Source organism: Streptomyces sp. NPDC048671 (genome assembly GCF_055587045.1).
The window spans coordinates 59,233-85,288 of sequence record NZ_JBVJHB010000018.1; the positions used below are offsets into that span (position 1 = coordinate 59,233).

At 69.9% G+C, this 26,056-nt stretch carries 26 protein-coding genes and 1 pseudogene; 20 read left to right on the forward strand and 7 right to left on the reverse strand.

What is annotated here, in order from left to right; translation table 11 throughout:
- Window positions 1-94: 94 nt before the first annotated feature.
- Window positions 95-883, reverse strand: a complete 789-nt coding sequence (locus ACZ6S6_RS31455; RefSeq protein WP_362961241.1) for an SLATT domain-containing protein — start codon at window positions 881-883, stop codon at window positions 95-97.
- A gap of 370 nt (window positions 884-1,253) precedes the next feature.
- Between ACZ6S6_RS31455 and ACZ6S6_RS31460 the strand changes: the two genes are divergently transcribed.
- The 3 genes from ACZ6S6_RS31460 (at window position 1,254) to ACZ6S6_RS31470 (ending at window position 3,140) form a co-directional block, all read left to right on the forward strand.
- Window positions 1,254-1,589: a YbaB/EbfC family nucleoid-associated protein gene (locus ACZ6S6_RS31460; protein WP_362961300.1), complete on the forward strand. Its 336-nt coding sequence runs from the start codon at window positions 1,254-1,256 to the stop codon at window positions 1,587-1,589.
- 130 nt (window positions 1,590-1,719) lie between these two features.
- Complete coding sequence (gene recR / locus ACZ6S6_RS31465; protein ID WP_362961245.1) at window positions 1,720-2,319, forward strand: recombination mediator RecR; 600 nt, start codon at window positions 1,720-1,722, stop codon at window positions 2,317-2,319.
- A 161-nt stretch (window positions 2,320-2,480) separates the two neighbouring features.
- Window positions 2,481-3,140, forward strand: coding sequence for a DUF5063 domain-containing protein (locus ACZ6S6_RS31470; RefSeq protein ID WP_469708186.1), 660 nt, complete (start codon window positions 2,481-2,483; stop codon window positions 3,138-3,140).
- A gap of 90 nt (window positions 3,141-3,230) precedes the next feature.
- Here the strand turns inward: ACZ6S6_RS31470 and ACZ6S6_RS31475 are convergent, their stop codons facing one another.
- Window positions 3,231-3,632 (reverse strand): hypothetical protein, encoded by a 402-nt coding sequence (locus ACZ6S6_RS31475; RefSeq protein WP_469708188.1) that lies wholly within the window; start codon window positions 3,630-3,632, stop codon window positions 3,231-3,233.
- Between the two features lie 84 nt (window positions 3,633-3,716).
- On the opposite strand from ACZ6S6_RS31475, the gene ACZ6S6_RS31480 reads away from it, so the two are divergent.
- The 9 genes from ACZ6S6_RS31480 to ACZ6S6_RS31520 all read left to right on the forward strand — a co-directional run bounded on the left by ACZ6S6_RS31480 (window position 3,717) and on the right by ACZ6S6_RS31520 (window position 12,772).
- Window positions 3,717-4,517, forward strand: coding sequence for a helix-turn-helix domain-containing protein (locus ACZ6S6_RS31480; RefSeq protein ID WP_469708190.1), 801 nt, complete (start codon window positions 3,717-3,719; stop codon window positions 4,515-4,517).
- Window positions 4,514-4,753: a DUF397 domain-containing protein gene (locus tag ACZ6S6_RS31485; RefSeq protein WP_469708192.1), complete on the forward strand. Its 240-nt coding sequence runs from the start codon at window positions 4,514-4,516 to the stop codon at window positions 4,751-4,753. The genes ACZ6S6_RS31480 and ACZ6S6_RS31485 overlap by 4 nt, the downstream gene beginning before the upstream one ends.
- A gap of 274 nt (window positions 4,754-5,027) precedes the next feature.
- Window positions 5,028-6,023: a hypothetical protein gene (locus ACZ6S6_RS31490; RefSeq protein WP_469708194.1), complete on the forward strand. Its 996-nt coding sequence runs from the start codon at window positions 5,028-5,030 to the stop codon at window positions 6,021-6,023.
- A 65-nt stretch (window positions 6,024-6,088) separates the two neighbouring features.
- Window positions 6,089-6,241, forward strand: coding sequence for a hypothetical protein (locus ACZ6S6_RS31495; RefSeq protein WP_362961262.1), 153 nt, complete (start codon window positions 6,089-6,091; stop codon window positions 6,239-6,241).
- A gap of 284 nt (window positions 6,242-6,525) precedes the next feature.
- On the forward strand, window positions 6,526-7,938 hold the full coding sequence (locus ACZ6S6_RS31500) for a ParB/Srx family N-terminal domain-containing protein (RefSeq protein WP_469708198.1): 1,413 nt from the start codon (window positions 6,526-6,528) through the stop codon (window positions 7,936-7,938).
- A 216-nt stretch (window positions 7,939-8,154) separates the two neighbouring features.
- Complete coding sequence (locus tag ACZ6S6_RS31505) at window positions 8,155-9,426, forward strand: aspartate kinase (protein WP_362961266.1); 1,272 nt, start codon at window positions 8,155-8,157, stop codon at window positions 9,424-9,426.
- Complete coding sequence (locus ACZ6S6_RS31510) at window positions 9,423-10,487, forward strand: aspartate-semialdehyde dehydrogenase (RefSeq protein ID WP_469708200.1); 1,065 nt, start codon at window positions 9,423-9,425, stop codon at window positions 10,485-10,487. Before ACZ6S6_RS31505 ends, ACZ6S6_RS31510 begins: the two co-directional genes overlap by 4 nt.
- A gap of 375 nt (window positions 10,488-10,862) precedes the next feature.
- A complete protein-coding gene (locus ACZ6S6_RS31515) occupies window positions 10,863-11,438 on the forward strand; it encodes a SigE family RNA polymerase sigma factor (RefSeq protein ID WP_207319729.1) in 576 nt (191 codons plus the stop codon).
- A 104-nt stretch (window positions 11,439-11,542) separates the two neighbouring features.
- Window positions 11,543-12,772, forward strand: a complete 1,230-nt coding sequence (locus ACZ6S6_RS31520) for a hypothetical protein (protein ID WP_469708202.1) — start codon at window positions 11,543-11,545, stop codon at window positions 12,770-12,772.
- A 46-nt stretch (window positions 12,773-12,818) separates the two neighbouring features.
- Here the strand turns inward: ACZ6S6_RS31520 and ACZ6S6_RS31525 are convergent, their stop codons facing one another.
- Together ACZ6S6_RS31525 and ACZ6S6_RS31530 are read right to left on the reverse strand one after the other, a co-directional pair.
- A complete protein-coding gene (locus ACZ6S6_RS31525; protein ID WP_469708204.1) occupies window positions 12,819-13,772 on the reverse strand; it encodes an SURF1 family protein in 954 nt (317 codons plus the stop codon).
- A 72-nt stretch (window positions 13,773-13,844) separates the two neighbouring features.
- Complete coding sequence (locus ACZ6S6_RS31530) at window positions 13,845-15,707, reverse strand: S9 family peptidase (RefSeq protein WP_469708206.1); 1,863 nt, start codon at window positions 15,705-15,707, stop codon at window positions 13,845-13,847.
- A gap of 71 nt (window positions 15,708-15,778) precedes the next feature.
- Here ACZ6S6_RS31530 and ACZ6S6_RS31535 point away from each other — a divergent pair, with 71 nt between their 5' ends.
- The gene (locus ACZ6S6_RS31535) at window positions 15,779-16,618 is read left to right on the forward strand and encodes a class I SAM-dependent methyltransferase (protein ID WP_469708208.1); all 840 of its coding nucleotides are present in this window, start codon (window positions 15,779-15,781) and stop codon (window positions 16,616-16,618) included.
- Window positions 16,619-16,720: 102 nt separating this feature from the next.
- Entirely contained in the window at window positions 16,721-17,110 is a 390-nt protein-coding gene (locus ACZ6S6_RS31540) for a nuclear transport factor 2 family protein (protein ID WP_469708210.1), read from the forward strand.
- 181 nt (window positions 17,111-17,291) lie between these two features.
- Here the strand turns inward: ACZ6S6_RS31540 and ACZ6S6_RS31545 are convergent, their stop codons facing one another.
- The gene (locus ACZ6S6_RS31545; protein WP_469708211.1) at window positions 17,292-18,098 is read right to left on the reverse strand and encodes an SGNH/GDSL hydrolase family protein; all 807 of its coding nucleotides are present in this window, start codon (window positions 18,096-18,098) and stop codon (window positions 17,292-17,294) included.
- 283 nt (window positions 18,099-18,381) lie between these two features.
- On the opposite strand from ACZ6S6_RS31545, the pseudogene ACZ6S6_RS31550 reads away from it, so the two are divergent.
- From ACZ6S6_RS31550 to ACZ6S6_RS31560, 3 genes and pseudogenes are all read left to right on the forward strand, one after another.
- A pseudogene (locus ACZ6S6_RS31550) lies at window positions 18,382-18,501 on the forward strand (DeoR family transcriptional regulator); the annotation flags it as partial.
- Between the two features lie 196 nt (window positions 18,502-18,697).
- Window positions 18,698-18,880 carry a DeoR/GlpR family DNA-binding transcription regulator gene (locus tag ACZ6S6_RS31555; RefSeq protein WP_362961304.1) on the forward strand — a complete coding sequence of 61 codons (183 nt, stop codon included), beginning with the start codon at window positions 18,698-18,700 and terminating at the stop codon, window positions 18,878-18,880.
- Window positions 18,881-18,996: 116 nt separating this feature from the next.
- The gene (locus ACZ6S6_RS31560; RefSeq protein WP_469708326.1) at window positions 18,997-19,431 is read left to right on the forward strand and encodes a hypothetical protein; all 435 of its coding nucleotides are present in this window, start codon (window positions 18,997-18,999) and stop codon (window positions 19,429-19,431) included.
- On the opposite strand, the gene ACZ6S6_RS31565 is transcribed toward ACZ6S6_RS31560, so the two are convergent.
- Entirely contained in the window at window positions 19,341-20,960 is a 1,620-nt protein-coding gene (locus tag ACZ6S6_RS31565) for an adenosine deaminase family protein (protein WP_469708314.1), read from the reverse strand. The genes ACZ6S6_RS31560 and ACZ6S6_RS31565 overlap by 91 nt on opposite strands.
- A gap of 430 nt (window positions 20,961-21,390) precedes the next feature.
- Between ACZ6S6_RS31565 and metG the strand changes: the two genes are divergently transcribed.
- Window positions 21,391-23,112: a methionine--tRNA ligase gene (gene metG, locus ACZ6S6_RS31570; protein WP_469708213.1), complete on the forward strand. Its 1,722-nt coding sequence runs from the start codon at window positions 21,391-21,393 to the stop codon at window positions 23,110-23,112.
- Window positions 23,113-23,180: 68 nt separating this feature from the next.
- Here metG and ACZ6S6_RS31575 read toward each other — a convergent pair whose 3' ends face one another.
- On the reverse strand, window positions 23,181-23,927 hold the full coding sequence (locus tag ACZ6S6_RS31575; protein WP_469708215.1) for a helix-turn-helix domain-containing protein: 747 nt from the start codon (window positions 23,925-23,927) through the stop codon (window positions 23,181-23,183).
- Between the two features lie 291 nt (window positions 23,928-24,218).
- Between ACZ6S6_RS31575 and ACZ6S6_RS31580 the strand changes: the two genes are divergently transcribed.
- Window positions 24,219-25,238: an ATP-binding cassette domain-containing protein gene (locus ACZ6S6_RS31580; RefSeq protein WP_469708217.1), complete on the forward strand. Its 1,020-nt coding sequence runs from the start codon at window positions 24,219-24,221 to the stop codon at window positions 25,236-25,238.
- Window positions 25,235-26,026: an ABC transporter permease gene (locus ACZ6S6_RS31585; protein WP_469708219.1), complete on the forward strand. Its 792-nt coding sequence runs from the start codon at window positions 25,235-25,237 to the stop codon at window positions 26,024-26,026. The genes ACZ6S6_RS31580 and ACZ6S6_RS31585 overlap by 4 nt, the downstream gene beginning before the upstream one ends.
- Window positions 26,027-26,056: the final 30 nt, after the last annotated feature.

A 26,056-nucleotide genomic window follows, 5' to 3' on the forward strand; every position in this document is an offset into this window, starting at 1 on the left:
GCTGACGAACGAGCCGCCGGACGCGCCAGCGGCAGAGGCTCCCGCCGGAGCCCCGCGGCCATCACTGGTCATCACGACAGGTCATCACGACCGGTCATCGCGGGGACTCCGGCGGCCGCTGCCGCGGCATGTTCGGCCGGCCCATCGACTGCAACGGGAACCGCCCCGGCTGCGCACCCTGCTCCGCACGCCCCCCGCCCGTGCCGCCGGACACCAGCGCCTGCATCCCCATCGGCGCGGGACCGGCCCGGAACTCCACCATCCAGTCCGCGGTCTCCGACCGCACGAGCTCCGTGACGTCCTCCGAGAACCGCCGCAGCACACCGAGGCACCGCTCGGCCGCCTCGCTCGCCGTCCCCTCGGTCGGGCCGAGCACCTCCCGCACGGACTCCGAGGCCCAGTCGAACTGGAGCACCTGGAGGCGCCGCTGTACGGCCTGTGCCGTCGCGAGATTCCTTATCCAGCCGGAGGTCAGGCCGAAGTACCGGTCGCACGCCATGCACGCGGCACCCAGCAGCAGCGACAGATAGCCCCAGCCCGCCGCGCCGTGCAGCGCCCCCGTCAGATCGAGCAGCGGCAGCGCGGCGCCCGCCACCGCACCGGCCGCGGCCCCCGCCCGCAGGACCCTGGCAGCGCGCCGCTTCCACACCCGGTCGGCCAGATACCAGTCGGCGGTGCGCAGCGCGTCGGCCTCGACCCAGCGGTACAGCTCGTCGAGCCGCTGGGCCGGTTCCCCCCAGTCGCCGAGCGGGAAGGGCGTTCCGGTCAGATCCCGGTCCGGCGCGCCGGAGCCCGGACCGGAAGGAGCGGCGGAACCGGCCGGACCGGGCACACCGGAATCGTTGCGGGGCGGCCCTTCGGGCTGCATCTCCGGCTGACTCACCGGGGTACTCCTCTGCATGCTGCATTGCGACGCGTGATGTCGACCGCGTCCTCGACGATGGGCGGGATCTCTGCCCTCTGCTCACTGACGCTCGCTGCGACCGGCAGTACCCCATGCGTAACCTTGCGTGACGGCTGGTGCACGTGCGCGTACCGGGACCCATGCCCTTCCTACCGCCGAATGGTGGGCCGCGGGGTCGAAATCGCGGTATTCCAGGGTGCGCGGAGCCTGTGATCAGGTATAGGAGTCCTGCCTTCGCTGACTCGATCTCACCCGAAAGAGTTGCTCGTCAGTGGGTGGGGCGCGCCGCCCGGGGACAACGTAGGCTCGGCGTACCGAAACATTTGTCGTCGAAATGCCTGGAGTGACCGTGATTCCCGGTGGTGGTCAGCCCAATATGCAACAGCTGCTGCAGCAGGCCCAGAAGATGCAGCAGGACCTCGCGGAGGCCCAGGAGGAACTGGCCAGGACCGAGGTCGACGGCCAGGCGGGCGGCGGTCTCGTCAAGGCCACCGTCAACGGCTCCGGCGAGCTGCGCGCCCTGGTGATCGACCCGAAGGCGGTGGACCCGGAGGACACCGAGACGCTCGCGGACCTCGTCGTCGCGGCGGTCCAGGCGGCGAACGAGAACGCCCAGACGCTCCAGCAGCAGAAGCTGGGCCCGCTGGCCCAGGGCCTGGGCGGCATGCCCGGCCTCCCCTTCTGACAGAGAACCCGCCCGAGGACCTGCCCGAGAACCTGTTCAAGGGCCTGTCCGAGGACATATCCAAGACGGTACGCACCCCCTACGGTACGTACCACTACGCGGCCGACCAGGCGCCAGGAAAGGCTTTCCGTTGTACGAAGGCGTGGTTCAGGACCTCATCGACGAGTTGGGCAGGCTGCCCGGCGTCGGTCCCAAGAGCGCGCAGCGGATCGCCTTCCACATCCTTCAGGCGGAGCCCACGGATGTGCGCCGCCTCGCCCATGCCCTCCTTGAGGTCAAGGACAAGGTCCGCTTCTGCGCGATCTGCGGCAACGTGGCGCAGCAGGAGCACTGCGGGATCTGCCGCGACCCGCGCCGCGATCTGACGGTCATCTGTGTCGTCGAGGAGCCGAAGGACGTCGTCGCGATCGAGCGGACCCGCGAGTTCCGGGGCCGGTACCACGTACTGGGCGGGGCGATCAGCCCCATCGAGGGCGTCGGTCCGGACGATCTGCGCATCCGTGAGCTGCTGGCCCGGCTGGCCGACGGCTCCATCACGGAACTGATCCTGGCGACCGACCCCAACCTGGAGGGCGAGGCCACCGCGACGTACCTGGCGCGGATGGTCAAGCCGATGGGGCTGCGGGTCACCCGGCTGGCCAGCGGTCTGCCGGTGGGCGGCGACCTGGAGTACGCGGACGAGGTCACGCTCGGCCGCGCCTTCGAGGGGAGGCGGCTGCTCGATGTCTGACGCGCTCCGGGCCCGCCTTCCGGTCAACCTCCCGGCCCACCTCCCGGCCCACCTCCCGGCTCCGGCTCCGGCCTCTTGCACGGGGCCTCACGGCGGCTTTACGTTCAGCGCAGTTATCTTCTACTCACCGTCTCCGACAGTGCCCACGGGAGGTCTCCGCGATGTCTGACGCCACGCTGAACACTGTCACCCAGGACCCCGACGACTTCGCGGTCCAGATCGCCGACCAGATCAAGACGTTCATCGTCGCGGTCACGGAGGTGTCGCGGGTCGAGGAGCCGGAAGAAGCCGTTCCGGTGCTGCTGCTCCAGGTCTCCCAGCTCCTGCTGGCGGGCGGCCGGCTGGGCGCGTACGAGGACATCCTCCCGGAGGAGCGCTACGAGCCGGACCTCGGCGCCGAACCGGACGCGGACGGCCTGCGCGAGCGCTTCGCCGCCCTCCTGGAGCCGATCGACGTCTACTCCGAGGTCTTCGACCCGTACGAGCCCCGCAAGGCCCCGGTCCCGGCCCGCATCTCCGACGACCTGGCCGACCTGGTCACGGACCTGCGCCACGGCCTGGCCCACTACGAGGAGGACCGCACCACCGAGGCCCTGTGGTGGTGGCAGTTCTCCTACTTCTCCAACTGGGGCTCCACCGCCTCCGCCGCCCTGCGCGCCCTCCAGTCACTCATCGCCCACATCCGCCTCAACCAGCCCCTCCAGGCGCTCGACGGCCTGGACACCGACCAGGACGCCGGCGACGAGGACCTGGCCGAGGAGGCAGGCCGCGTGATGGTCGAGGAGATCGCGGCCCCGCTGGGCCTGCGCCCGGTCACGTAGCGGACCGGTCGGCAGCGGAGTGCGGCGCCAGTGCGGCGGGGCACGGGAAGACGGAGGCGTTCGATGACTCGGATCGTGGGCGCGGCCTGATCACAGGTGATCGACCCGGCCGAGGGCCGACCAGAGCCGGTCCGCGTCCACGAAGGGCGCCGTCGGCGTGGGCCAGGACTGCCACATCAGCGGCCAGGTGTGCCCGTTCAGCGCCGGTACGCCGACGTAGTTGACCTGGTGCCGGGTCCCGAACCGCTCGACGTCCAGCGGCCACGCGCGGTCGCCCGCCGTGCGCGGCGGCAGCAGGAAGTACATCCAGCGCATCCCGGTCCCCTGCCACACGATCGGCCCGGCATCGTCCCTGGTGAGCCGCCCCAGCCGGGCCGCGACCTCCTCGCCCCGGATGCCCTGGATGCGCAGGGCGTCGAAGTGGATTCCGTTCAAGCGGAGTTGGTGCCCGGCGGCGGGGACCCACTCGGGATGGTGAATTGCTCGCGTCATGGTTACACGGTGGCAGCGAAGTGGCTACGCTCGGTAGTGACTACTGCGATACACGGTGCTGTGTATCCCTTGGAGGTGGCTGCTGTGTCAGTTCAGGACCCGCCCCCCGCGGCTTGGCGCTACTGCGGTGACCAGCTGAAACGCTGGCGCACACGGGCGGGCGTCAGCCGGGAGGAACTGGGCGCGGCGGCGAAGTACGCCCCGGACACGATCAAGTCGATGGAGCAGGGCGTACGGATGCCGACGCCGCAACTGCTCGATGTGGCGGATGCGCTGCTCCGGGCGGAGGGGCTGCTGAGCGCCGCGAAGCACTTCGTGCGGCGGGAGCGGTTTCCTGCGCGGGCGCAGGACTTCATGGGGCGGGAAAGCGAGGCGATCAGCCTCTGGTGGTACGAAACGGTCCTGGTGCCCGGCTTGTTGCAGACGAAGTCGTACGCGCAAGCACTGATCGGCAACCACTCGCCGCCTTTGGACGAGGAGACCGTAGAAGCGCGTGTATCGGCCAGGCTGGAGCGCCAGGCGATTTTGCGGCGCAAGCCCCCGGTCGCCCTGAGCTTCGTCCTCTACGAAGCGGTGCTGCGGGGCCCGCACGTGGACAGGGGACAACTGATCCAGCTGTTGGAGCTGGGGCGGTTGCGTAATGTGTCCGTGCAAGTGCTGCCCTTTGAGAGAGCCATTCCTGCTGCCCTGTTGGGCCCGGTGGTACTGCTGGAATCGTCGGACCATGAGCGACTTGCCTTCGATGAGGGGCAGTTCGACAGCCGATTGAGTTCCGATCCGAGCATGGTCAGCATGACGAGCGAGCGGCTTAGCATGATCCGCATGGAGGCTCTGGGGGTGCGAGAGTCGGCAGACTTCATTGAGCGGATGGTGGACGAGTTATGAGTGGCGAGCTGCGCTGGTTCAAGTCGAGTTACAGCAACTCCGAAGGCGGCGCCTGCGTCGAAGCCGCCCTGAGCTGGCGCACGTCCACGTACAGTGATGGCGAGGGCGGCAACTGCGTTCAGGTCGCCCCCTGCCCCACCGCGATACACATCCGCGACTCCAAGCTGACTGCCGGCCCCGAGCTGACGGTTCCCGCCGCGCCCTGGGCGGCGTTCGTCGCCTTCGCGGTGGCGTAGGGCCGCGTTTGTGCAGGTCGGCCCGAGGCTCAAGCTCCGAGCCGCGAGCCTCGGAGTCCGAGCCTCTTTCTGTAGGAATGGGTGGTGAGGTTGAACCCACCCACCCTCCCAAATCCCGCGTATCACCTGTGCGGATGACTTTCGGTGATCGGCTTGCGTCACAGCGTGTGCGCGCTCTAGGTTCGGTGTAACAGTCCTTAAAACGGACGATCCCGGCGGTGAGCCAACACCAACCGGGATCTTGTCCTGATAGATCGAAAGAGACTCGATCCACATGACTTCTGCCCATGTTAGTGCTGCCCTGCGTGCGCCCGCCCACCGCATGGCCAAAGCCGGTTACGGCAAGCGGCTCGTCCCCGACGAAGCCCCGCGCGGTGCAGCCGACTTCGCGCATCTGCCCACTCGGGAAGCGGCCATCGCCGCGTACATCGACCGGCTGCCCGAGGGTGCCGCGATCGGCTACAAGGTGCTGGCCGAGGAACTGCCCGACTACGGGCAGCAGGCGTGCCGCAGTGCGCTGGACCGGCTGACCAGGACGGGGCACCTGCGCCGAATCCGGGTGCAGATCGCCGTGGAGGGCAGCGGGTTGCGCTGGGTGACGCGTACGTTCTTCGCCCGCACGGCCCGCGACGCCACCTGGTGGACGCGGTACATCCGGTACATCCGGGGCGTGGACGTGCCGGGGCAGCCCCCGGCGCCGGACGCGGTGCCGTCCGCCGAGCCCGCGTCCGAGCCCGAGCCGGGCGTTCCGGCCGCGCGCTCGGAGGCGTACGACGTGCTCGCGGCGCTCGGGCGCAGGGAGCCGAGGCTCCAGCTCTCCGAGGGTGAATGCGTCGCCCTGGAACCGCTGGTGCAGGAGTGGATGGAGCGCGGGGTGGGCCGTGAGCAGGTCGGCCAGGCGCTCGTCGCAGGACTGCCGGTCTCCGTGCATTCCGCCGGAGCCTTCCTTCGTACTCGACTGGAGAACAAGATGCCGCCCGTACCGCAGCCGAAGAAGAGCAAGTTCCGGGAAGTGGAAGAGACCATCGTGGCGGCGCTGGAGATGTGCGCCTTCTGCGACGAGGACGAGAGCACCACCACGCTCGTGGACGGGGTCTGCGTGGACTGCCGCGCGGACATCGACCGGGACGAGGCGAAGGGGGCGACGGGCGACATCCCCGACACGTTCCTGGCCCGTCCCCGGCAGCGTACGGACGTCGCGGCCAGGGTGGCGGGGCTGCGGGCGGCCGCGGGGCGCCCGGCCGTACCGGGGCCGAGGACGGGCCGCTGAGCGCGGCCCGGTACACAGTTCGGATCGACGAGGCGTTCGTCGCCGATGCCCGTGAGAAGTACGGGGTGGAGACAGACGAGCAGGCGATTGCGGCAGCCGTGGAGGACGCGGCGAAGCGGCTGCGGTGCGAGGAATTCAGCGACGCGATCAAGTCCGGCGAGATCGACTTCATGCCGGACGTGCCGGGTGGATCCGGACAGGAGACGTCGGCGGTATGAGCGTGCGACACCTGCTGGACAAGTCGGCCTTTTGCCCGCTGGATGTCGGGATTCGATCGCCCGCTGCGCCCCGATGAGGTGTGGGACACCGTGCTGGACGGCGACTCCCCGACACGTTCCTGGCCGGCTGAGCCGCCCGTCGCAGGCGTTCACCCGGCCGACACCCGCCCGATGGCCGGGATTCGCCAGTCGGGGCGGGTGCGGATGAGTAGATGTGCGCGATCCTCGGCGCACCCCACGCAGCGTCCCGCCCCGCCTCGCCCCCGCAGACACGTGGAGACCGTATGACCGGCTCAGTCCGTACCCAGCTCCAGCCCCAGCCCCGCGCCCCTCGCCTGCGCCGTCTGGGGGCGGGCCTCGCCACGGGCGCGGTGGTGCTGGGCGGGGTGCTCGCGAGTGGTGGTACGGCCACGGCGGCGGGCCCCGTGGCCGGCTCCACGGCCGGGAGCTCCACGGCCGGGAGCCCCAAGGCCGGGAGCCCCAAGGCCGGGGAGCTGCTCGATGTCACCCTGGACCAGCTGCGTCCCACCCAGTCCACCGTGGGCTTCGATCAGATCTACTACAAGCTGGGCCGCTACACCGGCACCAAGGACGAGGCGAACGGCGACCTCAACAAGCGGTTCGACGACTGGTGCGAGACCAACGGCCAGGAGAAGGCCGCGAGCGTGCAGCCCGGCGCCAGGCTCTCCGACGCGTCGAGCTTCACCTGCACCGTCCCCCTCGGCGAGGAGACGGCCGAGACCCGCGCCGAGATGAAGACGGTCGTCGTCGGGCCCGGTGGCGCCCTGTACCTCACCGACGGGCACCACTCCCTCACGTCGCTCCTGGAGGCGCCCGACGGCGGCCCGAAGACTCACATCAGGCTGCGCGTCGTGGACAACCTGAGCGGGCTCTCCACCGCCGCGTTCTGGAAGACCATGCAGGAGAAGAAGTGGGTCTGGCTGCGTGACGAGAACAACCGGCCCATCACCACGGACCAGCTTCCCCGGCGTCTCGGGCTGGCCCACTTCCACGACGACCGCTACCGCAGCCTCGCCTACTTCACCCGTGACATCGGCTACCGGGCGCCCGCCGACGCCGCGGAGTTCCTGGAGTTCCAGTGGGGCACCTGGCTGCGTGAGCGTGTCGACCTCGGCACGTACGACCTGACCGCCCCCGCCCCGTACCTCTCCGCGATCCGCACCGCCTCGGAGGTGATGTCGGCGACGCCCGGCGACACTGTCGTCGCCGACGGCCGCACCGCCGACGAACTCGGCCGGATGGCGGAGTGGAACAACGGGAAGAAGGCGACCGGCGGCGAGTTCGGGAAGCTGAGTGCCCCGATCTCCGACGCGAAGCCCGGCAAGCTCGCGTACGCCCTCGACTACCGGGCCCGTGTCCCCGCCGCCCCCGCCTGCACGAAGACGGTGACCGGCAAGCACACCGGACCGCTGGTCATATCCTCCGGCGTCACCTGCCTGGACGGTACGAAGCTGACCGGCCCCGTCGTGGTCGGCGCGGGCGCGAGCCTGGTGGCGAAGGGCGCCGAGATCACCGGGCCCGTCCAGGCGGTCGGCGCGCGGACGGTGCAGATCTGCGGCACGTCGCTGACGGGCCCGCTCTCCGTGGTCGGCACGGAGGAGCGGCTGACCCTGTCGGGCCCCGGCTGCACCCCGAACACCCTGAGGGGCCCCGTCCAGCTGGTCGGCAACCCGTAGCCCGCGTGGCCGCCCCCGGCGCCGGGCGTGTGGGCTGGGACACATAAAGGAGTGCCTGGACGATCGGCGGGCAGCAGCCTCGTACGAGCAGTTCGGAACGGCGCGCCGGTGATCACGTGGTGAGCGGGACATCTCAGCATGTGATATCGGCGAGGCGTTTCCGGGCTGCTCGTTAAACTGAGCCGACCGCAGCAATGGATTGAGCGAGGAGCGCACGTGGGCCTTGTCGTGCAGAAGTACGGAGGTTCCTCCGTAGCCGATGCCGAGGGCATCAAGCGCGTCGCCAAGCGAATCGTCGATGCCAAGAAGAACGGCAACCAGGTGGTTGTCGTGGTGTCAGCGATGGGCGACACGACGGACGAGCTGATCGAACTCGCCGGGCAGGTATCCCCGATCCCGGCCGGGCGTGAGTTCGACATGCTCCTGACCGCGGGAGAGCGGATCTCCATGGCCTTGCTGGCCATGGCGATCAAGAACCTGGGCCATGAGGCCCAGTCGTTCACCGGCAGCCAGGCCGGCGTCATCACCGACTCGGTCCACAACAAAGCGCGCATCATCGATGTGACGCCGGGCCGCATCCGGACCTCGATCGACGAGGGCAACATCGCCATCGTCGCCGGGTTCCAGGGGGTGAGCCAGGAGGGCAAGAACATCACCACCCTGGGTCGCGGCGGGTCCGACACCACCGCGGTCGCGCTCGCCGCCGCGCTGGACGCCGAGGTCTGTGAGATCTATACCGATGTGGACGGTGTCTTCACCGCCGACCCGCGGGTCGTCAAGAAGGCCCGGAAGATCGACTGGATCTCCTTCGAGGACATGCTGGAGCTGGCGGCGTCCGGCTCCAAGGTGCTGCTGCACCGGTGCGTGGAATACGCACGCCGTTACAACATTCCGATCCACGTACGCTCGTCCTTCTCAGGACTGCGCGGAACCTGGGTCAGCAACGAGCCGCAAGGGGACCAGCAGGTGGAGCACGCGATCATCTCCGGAGTCGCCCATGACGTCTCCGAGGCCAAGGTCACCGTCGTCGGTGTGCCCGACAAGCCGGGCGAGGCCGCCGCGATCTTCCGTACGATCGCCAACGCCGAGGTCAACATCGACATGGTGGTGCAGAACGTCTCCGCCGCGTCGACCGGTCTGACCGACATCTCGTTCACGCTCCCGAAGTCCGAGGGCCGCAAGGCCATCGACGCCCTGGAGCGCAGCCGCGGAATCATCGGCTTCGCCTCGCTTCGCTACGACGACCAGATCGCCAAGATCTCCCTGGTCGGCGCCGGTATGAAGACCAACCCGGGCGTCACCGCGGGCTTCTTCGAGGCACTGTCCGACGCGGGCGTGAACATCGAGCTGATCTCGACCTCCGAGATCCGCATCTCAGTGGTCACCCGTGCCGACGACGTCATCGAGGCCGTGCGCGCCGTGCACTCCGCCTTCGGCCTCGACAGCGACTCCGACGAGGCAGTCGTGTACGGGGGCACCGGACGATGACCACACGCCGCCCTTCGCTCGCGGTCGTCGGCGCGACCGGGGCGATCGGTGGCGTCATGCTCCAGATCCTTTCGGAACACGCGGATGTCTGGGGCGAGGTGAAGCTGATCGCCTCGCCGCGCTCGGCCGGCGGCAAGCTGGTCGTGCGCGGTGAGGAGACCGAGGTCCTCGAACTCTCCGAGGACATCTTCGACGACGTGGACGTGGTGCTGTTCCTGGCGCCCGAAGAGGTGTCCGAACGCTGGGCGCCGCTCGCCGCGTCCCGCGGCGCGGTCGTCATCGACGACTCCGCGGCCTTCCGGATGGACGGCGACGTTCCGCTCGTCGTCCCCGAGATCAACCCCCATGCCGCCCGGATCAGACCGCGCGGCATCGTCGCGAGCCCGAACTCCACGACGCTGGCGCTGATCGTCGCGGTCGGCGCGCTGCACGCCGAATTCGGACTGCGGGAACTCGTCGTGTCCTCGTACCAGGCCGTCAGCGGAGTCGGACGCGACGGCGTCGCCGCGCTGCGCGAGCAGCTGACGATGGTGGCCGGCACCGAACTGGGCACGAAACCGGGCGACGTACGCCGGGTCGTGGGGGACGGCGACGGCGGCCCGTTTGCCGCACCCGTCGCCCTCAACGTCGTGCCGTGGGCCGGTACGGACGCCGGGGACGGCTGGTCGTCCGAGGAGCTGGCGATCCGCGACGAGTGCCGCAAGATCCTCGATCTGCCGAGCCTGCGGGTGTCGGCGACCTGCGTGTACGTCCCCGTGATCGCCACCCACTCGATGTCCGTGCACGCCCGCTTCGAGAACGAGGTCACGGTCGACCGGGCGCACGAGATCCTGGCGACCGCGCCCGGCGTGGTGCTGTACGACAGCCCCGGAGCGGGCGACTTCCCGACCCCGTCCGACGTGGTGGGCACCGATCCGACCTGGGTCGGCCGGGTCCGCCGGTCGATGGACGAGCCGAGGGCGCTGGAACTCTTCGTCTGCGGCGACAACCTCCGCAAGGGCGCCGCGCTGAACGTGGCGCAGATCGCCGAATCGGTGGCTGCCGAATTCCCCGCGTCCTGAATTTCCCCGGTCCTGATCGAACCTGTTTTGTACGTTCTGTGAACGCCCTGTGAGCAAGTTGCTGGTCTGAACCTCTTGAGCTGGGGTGTCGCGGTGTCCGACGATGACCTTTCGGCCCGCTGCAACCGCCGGTCGGGCGGCACGCGTCTAAGCCGTCACTTCTTGCGCGGCGAGGCGCACATTCGGGGTATTTGGGGAAGAGCGGTTACGTATGAAGGCATATCGCATGGTGTCAAACGCGGTGCCGTATGCGTACAACCCTGACGGGGGGAAACGTGTCCAACTGGCGTGGCAGAGGTACTCGATATCACAGTGGTGGGCCCCTTGCGCGGCGCTTCGGTGCGACCGCTCAGACGGCCCCGCGCGCCCGGCGGTATGCCGGTGATCGCGCCCATGCCCGCTACGCGCCCGACAGGGCTGCCGTCACAGCGCGAGGGCGCTGACGACAGCGTGGCGGCCGGAACTACAGTTGACCATCTCACCGAAACCTATCGCGCCCACTACCGTTCGCTGCTCGGCCTCGCGGCCCTGCTGCTGGACGACACGGCGTCCTGTGAGGACGTCGTGCAGGAGGCGTTCATACGCGTGCACTCCGCGCGCAACCGGGTACGGGAGCCCGAGAAGACACTCGCGTATCTGCGCCAGACCGTCGTCAACCTCTCCCGCTCCGCGCTGCGTCGCCGCATCCTCGGGCTGAAGCTGCTCTCCAAGCCCATGCCGGACATGGCGAGCGCGGAGGAGGGCGCGTACGACCAACTGGAGCGGGACGCGCTGATCAAGGCGATGCGGGGGCTGCAACGGCGCCAGCGGGAGGTACTGGTGCTGCGCTACTTCGCGGACATGACGGAGGCGCAGGTCGCCACGACCCTCGGGATATCCCTGGGCTCGGTGAAGGCGTACGGCTCCCGCGGCATCGCGGCGCTGCGCGTGGTGATGGAGGCGCAGGCATGAGCCGGCGCGACGGCCACGAGCACGGTCACGGTCACGAAGGCGAGAACGGACACCGGCACGGGCCCTCATTCGGACATCGGATTGACCGGACTGGAAACGGAATTGTGAATCACGGGCCGGACGGCACCCCGGGCACGGACCGCGATACGGAACCGGGCACGGAGCCCGGCGGGCTGACCGACCTTTTCGGCAGCGGCAGCGGCATTGGCAGTGGCAGCCGTGGTGGCAGTGGCTCCGGTAGTGGATCCGGTAGCGGCTCCGACTTCGGCTCCGGTTTTGACTTCGACTTCGGCTCCCACGATGGCGCGGACGCCGACGAGGACGCGCTGCGCCGGATGATGCGCGGTGCCGTGCAGGGCCTTGAACCCCGTGACGGCAGCCTCGACCACCTGTATCGCGCGGTGCCCGCCCGGCGGGCCCGGCGGCGGCAGGCGCTCGTCGGCGCGGCGGCGGCGGCCCTGCTCATCGGCACCGCGATCCCCGCCTTCGTCCATGTCGCGAACTCCGAGGGATCGAACACCGCCAGCCCCGCGATCGCCGGTCACGGCGAGCAGGCACAGGGCGGCAACGGCGAGGAGCCCGGTCCGGCGTCCGGCGGCGCGAACGGCGGCGTCGGGAGCGACGGGCGGGACGACGCCGGTGACGGTGTCCCCGACAGCTCGGCCAGCCCGTCCGCCAGCAGCGGCCAGGGCGTGGAGGGCACGGTGGCCGGCGGTTCGGCCGACCCGCGGGCCAGCGCGGCGGCCGGTATGCCGACCTGCTCGCCCGACCAGCTCGGTGTCGCCTCGGCCAGCACGGGGGCGGCCGGTGCCGACGGCACGGTGTACGGGACGTTCCGGATCGCCAATGTCTCCGGCAAGAACTGCTCGGTGAGCAGCGGCGGCACGGTGGGCTTCCAGGCGATGGGCGCGGCGGACCCGGCCAAGATCGTGGTCGTCCGGCACACCCAGGGGGACGCGGCGTCCGGACTGCCCGATCCCGCCCAGGAGGAGGCGACGGTGCTGCTGAAGCCGGAGATGGCGTACGAGGTGCAGTTCGCCTGGGTGCCGGGGGACACCTGCCCGACGACCGGAGGCACACCTTCCCCGACCCCGACGGAGGGTGCGGCCGGCAGCACCGGGGGCCTGTCCGGGTCCAGTACGGGCAGCGGGACCGGGGACACCGAAGCGGGTACGGAGACGCAGTTCGGCAGCGAGGACGGCCCGGGGACGGCGCAGGGCAGCGTCTCCGTGAAGCACACCCCGGAACCGGGAGCGCCGGTCGCCGAGACGAAGATCGCCAACGCCTGTGCGGGCACGATCTACCGGACGGGCGCGCTGGAGCCGTCGTCGTAGGAGCGGCGCGGGTGCAGTGTGGGAGCGGTGCCGGAATGCCCGGCGTTCAGCGGCTCGTGGCCGCGTCCGTGGCCGCCTCCGCGTCCGCCTCCGCCTCCGCGTCGTCCGAGCTTGTGGCCGCGTCCGCGTCCGGGGCCGGGGTCGCGTCCTTGTCCCGGTCCGGGGTCGCGTCCGGGTCGGCGACGAGGCCCAGCCGCAGGTCCCGGACGGCCTCTGCCTCACGCCGGACCAGCCGGAACCACATGAAGAGCACGAACGCCGCGAAGACGAACCACTCGCACAGGTAGCCCAGATTCTGGAAGGCCTTCAGGTCGAGCCCGGTGCCCTGTGCGGCGGCGGCCGGTACGGGGCGCAGGACAGCGGCGCCCTTGGCGGCGTCCGCGCCCTTGGTAGCGTCCGCACCGGCGGCGGCCTTGCCGCTGGGGCGGGCGTCGGTCTTCTGGAGTGTCACCCATGCGTCGTACACGTCGTAGGGCACGAGGTTGACGAGTGACGCGGCGCTGATCATGCCGACCTGGCCGTCGGGGAGCCCGCCCTTCGCGTCGACCCCCGCCGTGGCCGTGTTCTCCGAGGCCTGGAGGTCGCCGGTCACGGTGACATCGCCGGTCGGCGCGGGCGGCACCGAGGTGTGTCCGGCCTTTCCGGGCAGCCAGCCCCGCACCACGGGCAGCGCCTTGCCGCTGTCGGTGCGCAGCATGCCCACGACGTAGAAGCCGCTGCGGTCGTCCAGCTTCCGGCCGGGCACCAGGAACTGGTCGGCGTACCGGCCGGTCGCGGTGGCGGGACGGCCGGAGGTCACCGTGTCGACGGGCAGCAGCTCGTCGAGCGGCTTGGCGGCCCTCGTGCCCGGAGCGGGCTGCTTGTCGGCGGCCTCGTGCGTCTGCACGCGGTCCTCGAAGCGGCCGAGCTGCCACGTGCCCATGAACACGCAGAACGGGATGGCCAGCACGACGAAGAGGTTGATCCCCCACCATCGCGGGGTCAGCAGGAACCGGTACACCCCTCCACGGTACGGTCCCCGCTCCGGCCGTCCGGAGCGGGGGCACCCGTGGAGGGGCCCTTTATCCGGCTCCTACGCGGTCTGGTCCGTCCCGGCCGGGCCCGGCGTTCCCAAGTGGCGGGCGGCGAAGTCGAGCTCCAGGCGCACCTGCTTGATCCGCTCCTCCACGACGAGCGAGCCATGACCGGCGTCGTAGCGGTAGACCTCGTGCACCGCGTCCCGGTCCTTCAGCCGGTCCACGTAGTTCTCCACCTGGCGGATCGGGCAGCGCGGGTCGTTGACGCCCGCCGAGATGTAGACCGGGGCCCGCACGGCGTCCACGTACGTCAGGGGCGAGGAGGCCTCGAAGCGCTCGGGCACCTCCTCCGGTGTCCCGCCCAGCAGGGTGCGGTCCATCGCCTTCAGGGCCTCCATCTCGTCGTGGTACGCCGTGACGTAGTCCGCGACGGGGACGGCGGCCAGGCCCACGGCCCAGTCGCCGGGCTGCGTACCGACGCCGAGCAGGGTCAGGTAGCCGCCCCACGAACCGCCGGCCAGGACCAGCCTCGCCGGGTCCGCGAGGCCGGACTTGACCGCCCACTCCCGCACCGCCGCGATGTCCTCCAGCTCGATCAGGCCGATCCGGTGCTTGAGCGCGTCCGTCCAGGCACGCCCGTAGCCGGTCGAGCCGCGGTAGTTGACCCGGACGACCGCGTAGCCGTGGTCCACCCAGGCGGCGGGCCCGCCCGCGAAGGCGTCGCTGTCGTGCCAGGTCGGGCCGCCGTGGATCTCGAAGACGGTCGGGAACGGCCCCTCGGCCGGGGCCGCGGGGCGCTGGACGAGCGCGTGGACCCGGCCCCCTGGCCCCTCCACCCACACGTCCTCGACCGGCACGGAGCGCGGAGCCTTCGCACCCGGCGGATCGAGCACCACCGCACCGGTCGTGGACCGGACGACGGGCGGCTCGGCGGCCGACGACCAGAGGTACTCCACCGTGCCGTCCGGGCGGGCGGTGGCCCCGGAGACCGAACCGGTGGGCGTCTCCACCCGCACCAGGGTGCCGTCGCCCGCCGCCGGCTCGTACCGCCACAGCTCGCTGCGGGCCTCGAAGCCGTGCTCGATCAGCAGCGCGGAGCCGTCCGGATACCACTCGGCGCCCACATCGCCCGGCAGCTCGATGGCGAGGTCCGTCTCGGTGCCCGCCACCGGGTCCCAGATCATCGGCTCCCAGCGGCCGCGCCGCTGATGGCCGACCAGCAGCCGGGTGTCGCCCGCGACCGGGGCGAAGCCGAGAACGGCGAGGCCCAGCTCCTTCGTGCCCCCTTCGGTGTCGTCCAGCTCGGCGACCGCCGTGCCGTCCGGCCGCACCACGCGCAGCGCGGAGTGCATCGCGTCACCGTGCTCGGTGTGCTCCAGGGCGATCAGCGTCCCGTCGTGAGACAGGTCGCCGACCCCGGCCGACTCGCGGTGGCGGTAGATCGCGACGGGCCCCGCTCCGGGCCGTACGACGTGGACCGTCGTCCCGTCCTCGTCCGTCGAACGGCCCACCACCGCGGTGCCGTCCCGGCCGATCGCGAGCCCGGCCGGGTACGAAGGCTCAAGGCCGGGCGTCGCCGGCTCGTCCTTCGCGGCCCCGGCGTCGCCCTCGCCGCCGGGGAACGGCCGGCGCATCCACACCCCGAACTCGTCGCCGTCGGTGTCGTTGAACCACCAGATGGCCTCGCCGTCCGGCGTCAGCGTGCCGTCCGTCGTCCCGTTCGGCCGGTCGGTGACCTGGCGCTGCTCACCGGTGGCCCGGTCCCAGGAGTACAGCTCGTACGTCCCCGTCGCGTTGGAGACGAACAGGGCGCGGTCCGGTGCGTCCTCCGCCCAGTCGGGCAGGGACACCCGGGGAGCCCGGAAACGCTGCTCCCACTCCGGAACGGAATCGGTCGTCGAACCAGTGGTCTCAGTCATGCCCCCCATTCTGCGCCGGGCGGCCGACAATTCGTTCGCCCCGTCCGCAGCCTGTGGATAACCTCGCCGACATGCATGCACCGATACCCGCCGACTGGCGCGAAGCCAACCGCGCGATGTGGGATGAACGTGTGCCCATCCATACCGGCAGTGACTTCTACGACCTGGACGCCTTCCGCGCGGGCAAGGACTCCCTGCGCGCCTTCGAGCTGGCGGAGGTCGGGGACGTGACGGGCCGGTCGCTGCTGCACCTCCAGTGCCACATCGGACTCGACACCCTCTCCTGGGCCCGGCACGGCGCCGCCCAGGTCGTCGGCCTCGACTTCTCCGAACCGGCCGTCGAGACCGCCCGCTCGCTCGCCCGGGACCTCGGCCTGCCCCCGGACCGGGCGGCGTTCGTCGCCGCCGACGTCCACGACGCGGCGGAGGCCGTCCCGGACTCCTCGTACGACATCGTCTACACCGGTGTCGGCGCGCTGAACTGGCTGCCCGACGTCGACCGCTGGGCCGAGACGGCGGCCTCGCTCGTCGCGCCCGGGGGTTTCCTCTACCTGGCGGAGTTCCATCCGCTCACCGACTGCCTCGACGACGCGACCGGCTCGCGGATCGTGCACGACTACTTCAGCCGCGACGCCTGGGTGGACGAGACGCCTGGCACGTACGCGGACTTCGACGCGCCGACCGTCCACAACCGCAGCGTCGAGTGGCAGCACCCGGTGGGCAGCGTGGTCTCGGCCCTGGCCGCGGCCGGGCTGCGGATCGAGTTCCTGCACGAGCACGACGCCTCGCTCTTCGCGCGCTTCACCGCGCTGGAGCGTCAGTCGGACGGCTGCTACCGCTTCCCGGCGGAGCGGCCGCGCATCCCGCTGATGTACTCGATCAAAGCGACCCGGCCGGAACGGCTTCCCTGAGACCGGGGCGCAGGGCGGGCTGCGGACGGCGGACTGCGGACAGCGAGTGGCCGATTGTCCGAGGTCAGGGCGATTGTCAGTGGTGGGGTTCAGACTCGGTGCATGACCACGACTGCTGATCTGCGTGCCACGGTCGAGAGCTACTGGACCGCTGCCGACCTCCGCGACTGGGACGCCTTCGCGGCGACGCTCGCCGACGAGGTGCTGTACGACCTGCCGCAGACCCGCGAGCGCATTCGCGGCAAGGAGCGGTACATCAGCTTCAACCGGGAGTACCCGGGGGAGTGGCGGGTGCGGGTCGAGCGGATAGTGGCCGACCGGGACGGACGACAGGTGGCGGTCCGGACGCTGTTCACGGTCGGCGCTCAGGAGATGCACGCCATCCACTTCTTCACGTTCGACGCGGAGGGGCGGATCAGCGAGATCACCGACTTCTGGCCCGAGCCGTACGAGCCCCCGGCGGGCCGGGAGCATCTCGTCGAGCGTTACTGAGCACGGCAGAGCGCGGCACCGAGCGCGGCAGAGCGCGGTATCGGGCACGGCAGAGCGCGGTATCGGGCACGGCAGAGCGAGGTATCGGGTACGGCAGAGTGAGGAGGAGCACGGCAGCGGCGCGGCAGGGCCTCGGAGCCGGGGCTCCGGAGCCGTTGCCGCGCCGCCGCTTCCCGTGGTCCTACGCGGCTGAACGGAAGGCGGGCAGATAGCCGCCCGACTGTCCCTCGGCCTTGGGGTGATACGAGTTCTCGATGGGGATCGAGACGCTGTGGAGCCACGGGTCGCCGGAGCACAGCTCGTGCCCGGTGAACTCGTCCGCGACGCCGGAGAAGGTGAATCCGGCGTTGGCGGCCTGCTTGGCGATGACACCGTTCAACACGTCGGACGCGTTGTTGATGGCCGTGCGCTCCGCCTCGGTGAGCCCGGCGATGCAGCTTCCGCCGATCTGGTAGAAGCGCGGGTAGCCGAGCACCACGACATGTGCCTGCGGGGCCTTCGAGTGGATGGACCCGTAGAGCGAGCTCAGACCGGCCGGCAGTGAACTGTTCATCTGCGAGACGGCGGAATCCACACTGGCGAGGCAGGCGGCCTCGCCGGACAGCACGCAGTCCTGCATGACGTTGGCGAACCCGACGTCATTGCCGCCCGCTGTCAGGCTGACCAGCGAGGTGGACGAGCTCAGCGGGCCGAGCTGGCTGCTCGCCACCGAGCTTGACGTGGCGCCCGAACAGGCGACGAAGTCGAACGAGGACGGCGAGTTCGCCGCCGCCCAGAGGTAGGCGTAGGCGTTGCTGCTGCGCCGGCAGTCGCCGCTGTCGGAGAGGTAGTCTCCCGCGCCGACACCGGACGAGTACGAGTCGCCCAGGGCGACGTACCCGCCGGCGGCGGCCGAGGAGGATGCCGAGGCCGGCTGGGCCATGCCCAGAGCAGCCGCGGCGGCGAGGAGCAGAGTGGATGCGGACGCCCAGAATCTCCGTACTGACATAGCTGTCAGCCCTCCGAAATGTGGGGGGTGGGTGGGGGGTTGATTGAGCGTCAACTGTTCTAGCAGCTTCCGGTACCAGTCGGTAATAGCCCGGCGGGAAGCTGTCGGAATTGCCCGAATGATCGTTCGGCACTCGTAGCTCCGCGCGTAGATAATCCTCGAACTCCACCCGAAACAAGGGGTTTACAGCCGTCCGGTCATCTTTTCGCAGGTGCTCGCGCGGAGGGCCGAGTGCTCGCACATTGTGATGTTCAAACGAACACGGCTGTGTTGGAAATGAGTCATGGGTGTCGCTGATCGTCTGGACCTGACCCTGCGGCTGGTGCAGGGCTCCGACCGGGTTTCCGTGTCGGAGCTCTCCCATCGCCTTGGGGTCTCCGAAATGACCGTGCGCAGGGACTTCGACGCACTGGAGCGCCAGGGACTGGTGCGCCGGGTGCACGGAGGCGCCGTCGCCACGCGGTCCCGTGAGGAAGGGGCGGGGTTCTCGGCGCGCGAGCCGTGGCAGGCCGCGACCAAGGACCGGCTCGGGGCGGCGGTGGCCGCGATGGTGGAGCCGGGTTCCAGGGTGCTGCTGGACGCGGGCACCACGACCGTTCATGTCGATCGCGGTGGCGGACGCGACCAAGCTCGGGGTGCGCGCGTTCAGCCAGGTCGCCCCGCTGGGCGTGGTCGACGGCTTCGTCACCGACGCCGCGGCCGAGGACCCGGCCACCCACCCCAACGGCCCCCAGACCCTTACGGCCCTGCGCGACGAGGGCGTCCGCACCACCCTGGCCTGACCCCGGCCGATCCCGGTTCCATCTCGGTCGGAACTCCGTCCCGTCCCCGAACTCCGGCTCCGGCCCCGACCCCGAACTCCGGCCCCGAACTCCGGCTCGACGCCCATGTGCGCGCGATGAACCTGACCGCACTGGCGCTCTTCCGCGCGGGCCACCTGCCGCTCACCGGCGAGGCCCTGGCCCTTCCCCTGGTGGAGGCCGCGGGGAGCACGGGGCCGGGAGACCCGGTCTTCCAGGAGATCTTCCACCCCGTCGCCGGACACGTGGACGTGCTCTCCTGCGACTGGTACGTACTGCGCAGGACGACCTTCGACTACCAGCACAGCGACGGGCATTGGAGCCGGGAGCAGCGCGAGACGTACGACCGGGGCGACGGCGCCACGATCCTGCTCTCAACGAAACGTCCGGGCACGGGAAATGAGATCCCCGCACCCGGACGTATTCCTATGGGCAGGCCGCGTCAGCCGCGTCCGCCGTTGTCCCGCTCGAAGGCGGCGAAGGCCGTCTCCTGGCGCCACTGCGTCGCCGCCTTCGGGCTGGCGGCGAGGTAGCGGGAGCAGCGCGGGCTCGGCCGCTCGGTGCCGGGCCGGTCGCTGCGGCAGGCGGCGACCAGCTGATAGCCGGAGGGGGCGGAGCCGTCGGCCCACAGGCTGCGGCCGTCGCGGAACGCGTACTCCAGCGAGGCGCGGGCCAGATCCTTCAGCTCGGTGTAGCCGAGGCTGTAGGTCTTGGCGGCGTACTGGTACTCGTGGCTGATGTTGATCCGCGAGACCCCCGGGTCGTCGGTGGCCAGGACCACGGGGACGCCGTAGTGGCGGTAGGCGTTGAACGGGTGGTCGGCGCCCGCGATGCCGAGGATCTGCTTGTTGCTGGAGAAGGGCACCTCGACGGCGACCTTGCGCTGTGCCATCGTCCGGGCGAGCTGCCGCCAGTTGTCCTCGTGGACCAGGTCCACGCCGTGTCCGATGCGCTCGGCACCGGCGACGAGTACGGCCTCGCGGATGTGGAAGGTCAGGTCCTCGGGCTTGACCAGACCGGGGGCCAGCTCACCGGCGTGCAGGGTGAGGTGGGAGCCCGGGTACTGGCCGCGCAGGTACTTCAGCATCCGCATCTGGAGGCTGTAGTTGTCCAGCGAGGTGTCCCAGTCCTCGGGCTGTACGAGGTTGACGGCGACGAACCTCGGGTCGCGCTCCGCCAGCCGCATGCCGACCGCGATCTGCGTGAACACCCGTGCCGGGGTGCTGCCCCGGGAGACCTGCGAGACCCACCTGACGGGCAGCCGGCAGCCCGGATCGGGGCGCCCGGTGTCGCAGTGCGCGGCCGCCCGGAACTCGACATTGGCGTCATCGGCCTCCTTGACCGCCTCGTCGACGACCCGGTCGAGCTGCCCTCCGGCCAGGAGCTTGCGGTGGAAGGCGGCCAGATCGGCGTCGTAACCCACCGTGTCGGCGAGCTTCTTGGCGCTGTCGGAGGCCGGGGTGACCATGGTTTCCAGATAGAACTGGTTCTGCTTGACCACGGTGTCGGCCACATTGGCGAGGAGCTTGCCTCGGTCCCAGGTCGCCATGCCGAACTTGTTGAACGTATCGAAGAAGTGGTCGTGCCCGGACTGGTCGGCGGGGAAGTCCTGCATGGACCAGGCCCTGATGATCTGCTGCCGGAAGGCGGCATCCGTCCGGGCATCGGATGCGGGCCTGGTGCCCGATCCGCACGGCGGCGCCACCGCTGTCATCGTGGCGTCGATGCAGAGGCCGCCCTCGCCGGCGAGCTTGATCAGGTATTCGGTCGTGGCCGCACCCGACAAGTGGTTGTGGAGGTCACCACCCTTGGGCAGATCCTTGAAGAAGGCCTTCAGCCGTGCGGGGCTGTTCCGCAGCGAACCGAGGTACGCGGCGGTCCTGCGTTCGGCCGCGGTCACCTCACGGGGCGAGACCGGCCGGGCGCTCTGCGACGACGCGTCGTCGGCGGGCGCGGGCGCGGCGGCGGCCGGGAACGCCGGGAGCAGGGTCAGCACGGTGAGTGCGCCGAGCCCGGCCAGGAGGCGGGACTTGGGACGGTGTTCCGTCCGGATTGTTGACATCACGGCCGAATGATCGCGTCCGGGGAGCGCATTTTTCACCCAAACCACATGTATGGCCGGAAACCTCCACCCGATCGAGTGCCTGACCGACTACGAACGGCCACGACCGGCCACGCGACCGGCCGCCGAATCGGCATGTCCTGCGGCTTGTTGATCGCACCTTCCGTGGCCGAACCGTTCGGCGGTATCAGCACCTCGGGCTCGACCTCGATCTCGGCCTCATCCTCGGCCTCAACCTCGGCCGAGGGACGAAAGACGCTCGCCTGGGTGGCAGCCGGGTGCCATACGATTGCGGCGCGTTGCGGATCCGGCCGTCACGACGCGTGACACGGTTGAGTGACCTGAGCGGTCGAGTCCGCCGCACCCTCCCGACCTGGGCCCGCCGTGGCACCGTCGCCGGCGCCGTACGTACGAAATGGAGCATCCGAGGATGGCTCGACACCTGGTAACCAGCGCGCTTCCCTACATCAACGGGATCAAGCACCTGGGCAACATGGTCGGGTCGATGCTTCCGGCGGACGTGTACTCCCGGTACCTCCGCCAGCGTGACCATGACGTCCTCTACATCTGCGCGACGGACGAGCACGGGACGCCCGCCGAGTTGGCGGCCAAGGCGGCCGGACTGCCGGTGGCGGAGTTCTGTGCCCAGGCCCACGACGCGCAGAAGGCGGTCTACGACGGCTTCCAGCTGGCCTTCGACCACTTCGGCCGCAGTTCCTCGCAGCAGAACGCCGAGATCACCCAGCACTTCGCGCGCAAGCTGCACGGACACGGCTTCATCGAGGAGCGGGCGATCCGCCAGGTGTACTCGCCGGTCGACGGCCGCTTCCTGCCGGACCGTTATGTCGAGGGCACCTGCCCGCACTGCGGCTACGACAAGGCCCGCGGTGACCAGTGCGAGAACTGCACCCGGGTGCTCGACCCGACCGACCTGCTGAACCCGCGCTCGGCGATCAGCGGCTCCACGGAGCTGGAGGCCCGCGAGACCACGCACCTGTTCCTGCTGCAGTCCAAGCTCCAGCACGAGGTGGAAGAGTGGGTGGCCCGGCACGAGAACCAGTGGCCGCAGCTGTCTTCGTCCATTGCCCGCAAATGGCTGACCGAGGGCCTGCACGACCGCGCCATCACCCGCGACCTGGACTGGGGCGTCCCGGTCCCGGCCGACACCTGGCCCCAGCTCGCGGCCGAGGGCAAGGTCTTCTACGTCTGGTTCGACGCTCCGATCGAGTACATCGGCGCGACGAAGGAGTGGTCGGATGCCGCCCCGGACGGCGAGAAGCGCGACTGGAAGTCCTGGTGGTACGAGGCCGACGACACCGTCTGCTACACCCAGTTCATGGCCAAGGACAACGTCCCGTTCCACACGGTGATGTTCCCGGCCACGGAGCTCGGTGTCCGTGAGCCGTGGAAGAAGGTCGACGTCGTCAAGGGCTTCAACTGGCTGACGTACTACGGCGGCAAGTTCTCCACCTCCCAGCAGCGGGGCATCTTCACCGACGCCGCGCTGGAGACGCTGCCGGCCGACTACTGGCGCTACTTCCTGATCGCCAACGCCCCCGAGTCCGACGACTCCTCCTTCACCTGGGAGCACTTCGCCGCCACGGTCAACAAGGACCTCGCCGACACCCTCGGCAACTTCGTCAACCGCGTGCTCTCCTTCTCCCGCAAGCGGTTCGGCGACGAGGTCCCGGCGGGCGGCGCCGCCGGTGAGGCGGAAACGCGGCTGGGCGCCGAGGTCGCGCGCCTCCTTGCCGAGTACGAGGAGCACATGGAGGCCCTCCAGTACCGCAAGGCCGCTGCCGCGCTGCGGGCCCTGTGGTCGGCGGGCAACTCCTACCTGGAGGAGAAGGCCCCCTGGCTGGAGATCAAGACCGACCCGGAGGGCGCGGCGCTGACCCTGCGTACGGCGATGAACCTCATCCACCTCTACGCGATCGTCTCCGAACCGCTGATCCCGGCCTCGGCCGCCGCCATGCGCGGCGCCTTCGCCCTGGAGAGCGACACAGCGACCTGGGCGACCGCCGAACAGGCCACATCCCTGGACACCGTCCCGGCCGGCACGCCGTTCACCGTGCCGCCGGTGCTCTTCGCGAAGATCACCGAGGAGGACCTGGACACCTACCGCGCACGCTTCGGCGGAGCCGACGCCTGACGACGGCTGAGGGCGCCGTTCGCTCAGCGCCCGTAACGCCCGTAGCGCCGACAGCACCTGCGGCTTCGTCAGACAGTGCTGTCCGCAGTGATGTCCGGAGTTGTTTCGGGTTTCGTGTGGAGCACCTCGCGCGCCTGCTCCGCGGAGCTGATGAGGCTCTCGGTGACGAAGCCGAGGAAGCGGGCGATGTTTTCGAGGCGGACGCCGGCCGGGGTGTCGGAACCGAGGACGCCGACGCCCTGCCGTGCGGTCTCGACGATCTGGGCGGTGGACCGGGCACTGGAGATCATTGACTGGTACCAGATGTCGTCGTCGACGACGTAGCGCTCGCGTCGGCGTCCGTCGCGTTCCCGGCGTACGAGGCCCTGGCTGTCGAGGAACGCGACCGCCTTGGAGATGGACGCCGGGCTGACCTGGAGGCGCTGGACGAGTTCGGACGCGGTGAGGCTGCCCGAGTCGGCGGTGTAGAGACAGGTCATCACCCGGGCCATCATCTTCGGCGTGCCCGACTCTATGAGGGCGGTGGTGAATACCTCCTCGTACTCGCGCACCGCCTCGGCGTCCCGCCCGTGGGCCTGCGCGGGCGCCTCCGACTCCCTGGGCGCGGTCTGCCTTCGCCTGTGGGCGCGGCGTTCGGTGGCGCGGTGGGCGAGCTCGGCACGGTACGCGGTGGGGCCGCCGTTGCGCATCACCTCGCGGGTGACCGTCGAGGTCGGACGGCCGAGGCGTCTGGCGATCTCCGCGTAGGCCAGGCCGTCGGCCAGTCCCAGCGCGATCTGCTGACGTTCCTGCTGGGTGAGCCTGCCTCCCGGCATCAGAGTCTCCTTCATGGTCTGCGGTGTCTCCAGCATAGCGTTCGCTTTCAATTCATTGCAACGAGTGGAGTGGCGTTGTTGCATTAGGCTCAAATCCATTGCAACGATGTCACTGCTCTGAACTGCATTAATGCCATTCACGCGCAATGGCTATGTTGTCAGTTTATCGAACACAACGTAGCGTTTCCATTATCAGAAACAGCGAAAACGGACGGCGCCGCCGCCCTGAACATCCGCGCAGCCATCGTTCACGGCGACATCGTCGCCCGCAGCCTCTGAGGAGCAACCGGCATGACCAACCTGGCCATCGCGGCGAACGGGCTGCGTAAGTCGTACGGTGACAAGGTCGTCCTCGACGGGATCGACCTGGCCGTCCCCGAAGGAACGGTCTTCGCGCTGCTCGGCCCGAACGGCGCGGGCAAGACCACCGCGGTCAAGATCCTCTCCACTCTCATCACCGCCGACGCCCCGACCGCCGGCGTTGATGGCCATGCAGATTCCGTCTCCGGCCCCGTCCCCGGCTCTGTCCCCGGCGGCATCCGGGTCGGTGGTCACGACGTCGCGACGAACCCTCAGGCGGTGCGGGCCGCGATCGGCGTCACCGGCCAGTTCTCCGCCGTCGACGGCCTGATCACCGGCGAGGAGAACATGCTCCTCATGGCCGACCTGCACCACCTCTCCCGCAACGAGGGGCGCCGGGCCGCCGCCGAACTCCTGGCGCGCTTCGACCTCACCGACGCCGCGAGGAAACCGGCCTCCACCTACTCGGGCGGCATGAAGCGCCGGCTCGACATCGCCATGACCCTGGTCGGCAACCCTCGGATCATCTTCCTCGACGAACCCACCACCGGCCTCGACCCCCGCAGCCGGCACAACATGTGGAACATCATCCGCGAACTCGTCGCCGACGGTGTCACCGTCCTCCTCACCACCCAGTACCTCGAAGAAGCCGACGAACTCGCCGACCGCATCGCCGTACTCAACAACGGGAGAATCGCCGCCGAAGGCACCGCCAAGGAGCTGAAACAGCTCATCCCCGGCGGACACGTCCGCCTCCGCTTCACCGACCCGGCCGCACACCGGAGCGCCGCCCTCGCCCTCCACGACGCCACCAGCGACAACGAGGCGCTGTCACTGCAGCTCCCCAGCGACGGCAGCCAGCGCGAGCTGCGCACCATCCTCGACCGTCTCGACTCCGCCGGCATCGAGGCCGACGAACTGACCGTGCACACCCCCGACCTCGACGACGTGTTCTTCGCCCTGACCGGCGCAGCAGGCATCCCCGACCAGTCCAAGGAGACAGTCCGATGAGTGCCCTGACCCTCGCCGCCCGCGACTCCGGCACCATGCTCCGCCGCAACCTCTTGCACGCCCGGCGCTACCCCTCCCTCACCTTGAACCTCCTGCTCACCCCGGTCGTGCTGCTCCTGCTGTTCGTCTACATCTTCGGCGACGTCATGAGCGCGGGCATCGGCGGCGGCGGCGCGGACCGCGCCCAGTACATTGCTTACATCGTTCCGGGGATTCTCCTCATGACCATCGGCAGCACCGTCGTCGGAACCGCCGTGTCCGTCTCCAACGACATGACCGAAGGCATCATCGCCCGCTTCCGCACCATGGCGATCCACCGCGGCTCCGTACTCGTCGGGCACGTCGTCGGAAGCGTCCTGCAAGCGGTCATGAGCGTGATCCTCGTCGGCGCCGTAGCCGTCGCCATCGGCTTCCGCTCCACCGGCGCAACCCCTCTGGAATGGCTGGCGGCACTCGGGCTGCTCGTACTCTTCGCCACCGCACTCACCTGGATCGCCGTCGGCATGGGCCTCATCAGCCCCAACGCCGAAGCCGCCGGCAACAACGCACTGCCCATGGTCCTGTTGCCCCTCCTGTCCAGCGCCTTCATCCCCGTCGAGACCATGCCCGGCTGGTTCCGGCCGATCGCCGAGTACCAGCCCTTCACCCCCGCCATCGAAACCCTGCGAGGGCTACTGCTCGGCAGCGAGATCGGCAACAACGGATGGCTCACCCTCGCCTGGAGCCTCGGCCTCGTGGCGCTCGGCTACTCCTGGTCGACCTCAAAGTTCAACCGCGACCCGAAATAGCCACTACGACGAACACCGGCTACCGGCCAC

Excerpts from the sequence above, each read along its gene's own strand:
- ACZ6S6_RS31560 (WP_469708326.1), top strand. The coding sequence starts at position 18,997 with ATGAACCTGACCGCACTGGCGCTCTTCCGCGCGGGCCACCTGCCGCTC.
- ACZ6S6_RS31540 (WP_469708210.1), top strand. The coding sequence starts at position 16,721 with ATGACCACGACTGCTGATCTGCGTGCCACGGTCGAGAGCTACTGGACC.
- ACZ6S6_RS31490 (WP_469708194.1), top strand. The coding sequence starts at position 5,028 with ATGACTTCTGCCCATGTTAGTGCTGCCCTGCGTGCGCCCGCCCACCGC.
- ACZ6S6_RS31475 (WP_469708188.1), bottom strand. The coding sequence starts at position 3,632 with ATGACGCGAGCAATTCACCATCCCGAGTGGGTCCCCGCCGCCGGGCAC.
- ACZ6S6_RS31555 (WP_362961304.1), top strand. The coding sequence starts at position 18,698 with ATGTCGATCGCGGTGGCGGACGCGACCAAGCTCGGGGTGCGCGCGTTC.
- ACZ6S6_RS31510 (WP_469708200.1), top strand. The coding sequence starts at position 9,423 with ATGACCACACGCCGCCCTTCGCTCGCGGTCGTCGGCGCGACCGGGGCG.
- ACZ6S6_RS31575 (WP_469708215.1), bottom strand. The coding sequence starts at position 23,927 with ATGCCGGGAGGCAGGCTCACCCAGCAGGAACGTCAGCAGATCGCGCTG.
- ACZ6S6_RS31485 (WP_469708192.1), top strand. The coding sequence starts at position 4,514 with ATGAGTGGCGAGCTGCGCTGGTTCAAGTCGAGTTACAGCAACTCCGAA.
- ACZ6S6_RS31580 (WP_469708217.1), top strand. The coding sequence starts at position 24,219 with ATGACCAACCTGGCCATCGCGGCGAACGGGCTGCGTAAGTCGTACGGT.
- ACZ6S6_RS31500 (WP_469708198.1), top strand. The coding sequence starts at position 6,526 with ATGACCGGCTCAGTCCGTACCCAGCTCCAGCCCCAGCCCCGCGCCCCT.
- ACZ6S6_RS31565 (WP_469708314.1), bottom strand. The coding sequence starts at position 20,960 with ATGTCAACAATCCGGACGGAACACCGTCCCAAGTCCCGCCTCCTGGCC.
- ACZ6S6_RS31515 (WP_207319729.1), top strand. The coding sequence starts at position 10,863 with ATGCCGGTGATCGCGCCCATGCCCGCTACGCGCCCGACAGGGCTGCCG.
- ACZ6S6_RS31470 (WP_469708186.1), top strand. The coding sequence starts at position 2,481 with ATGTCTGACGCCACGCTGAACACTGTCACCCAGGACCCCGACGACTTC.
- ACZ6S6_RS31535 (WP_469708208.1), top strand. The coding sequence starts at position 15,779 with ATGCATGCACCGATACCCGCCGACTGGCGCGAAGCCAACCGCGCGATG.
- ACZ6S6_RS31545 (WP_469708211.1), bottom strand. The coding sequence starts at position 18,098 with ATGTCAGTACGGAGATTCTGGGCGTCCGCATCCACTCTGCTCCTCGCC.
- metG (WP_469708213.1), top strand. The coding sequence starts at position 21,391 with ATGGCTCGACACCTGGTAACCAGCGCGCTTCCCTACATCAACGGGATC.
- ACZ6S6_RS31530 (WP_469708206.1), bottom strand. The coding sequence starts at position 15,707 with ATGACTGAGACCACTGGTTCGACGACCGATTCCGTTCCGGAGTGGGAG.
- ACZ6S6_RS31585 (WP_469708219.1), top strand. The coding sequence starts at position 25,235 with ATGAGTGCCCTGACCCTCGCCGCCCGCGACTCCGGCACCATGCTCCGC.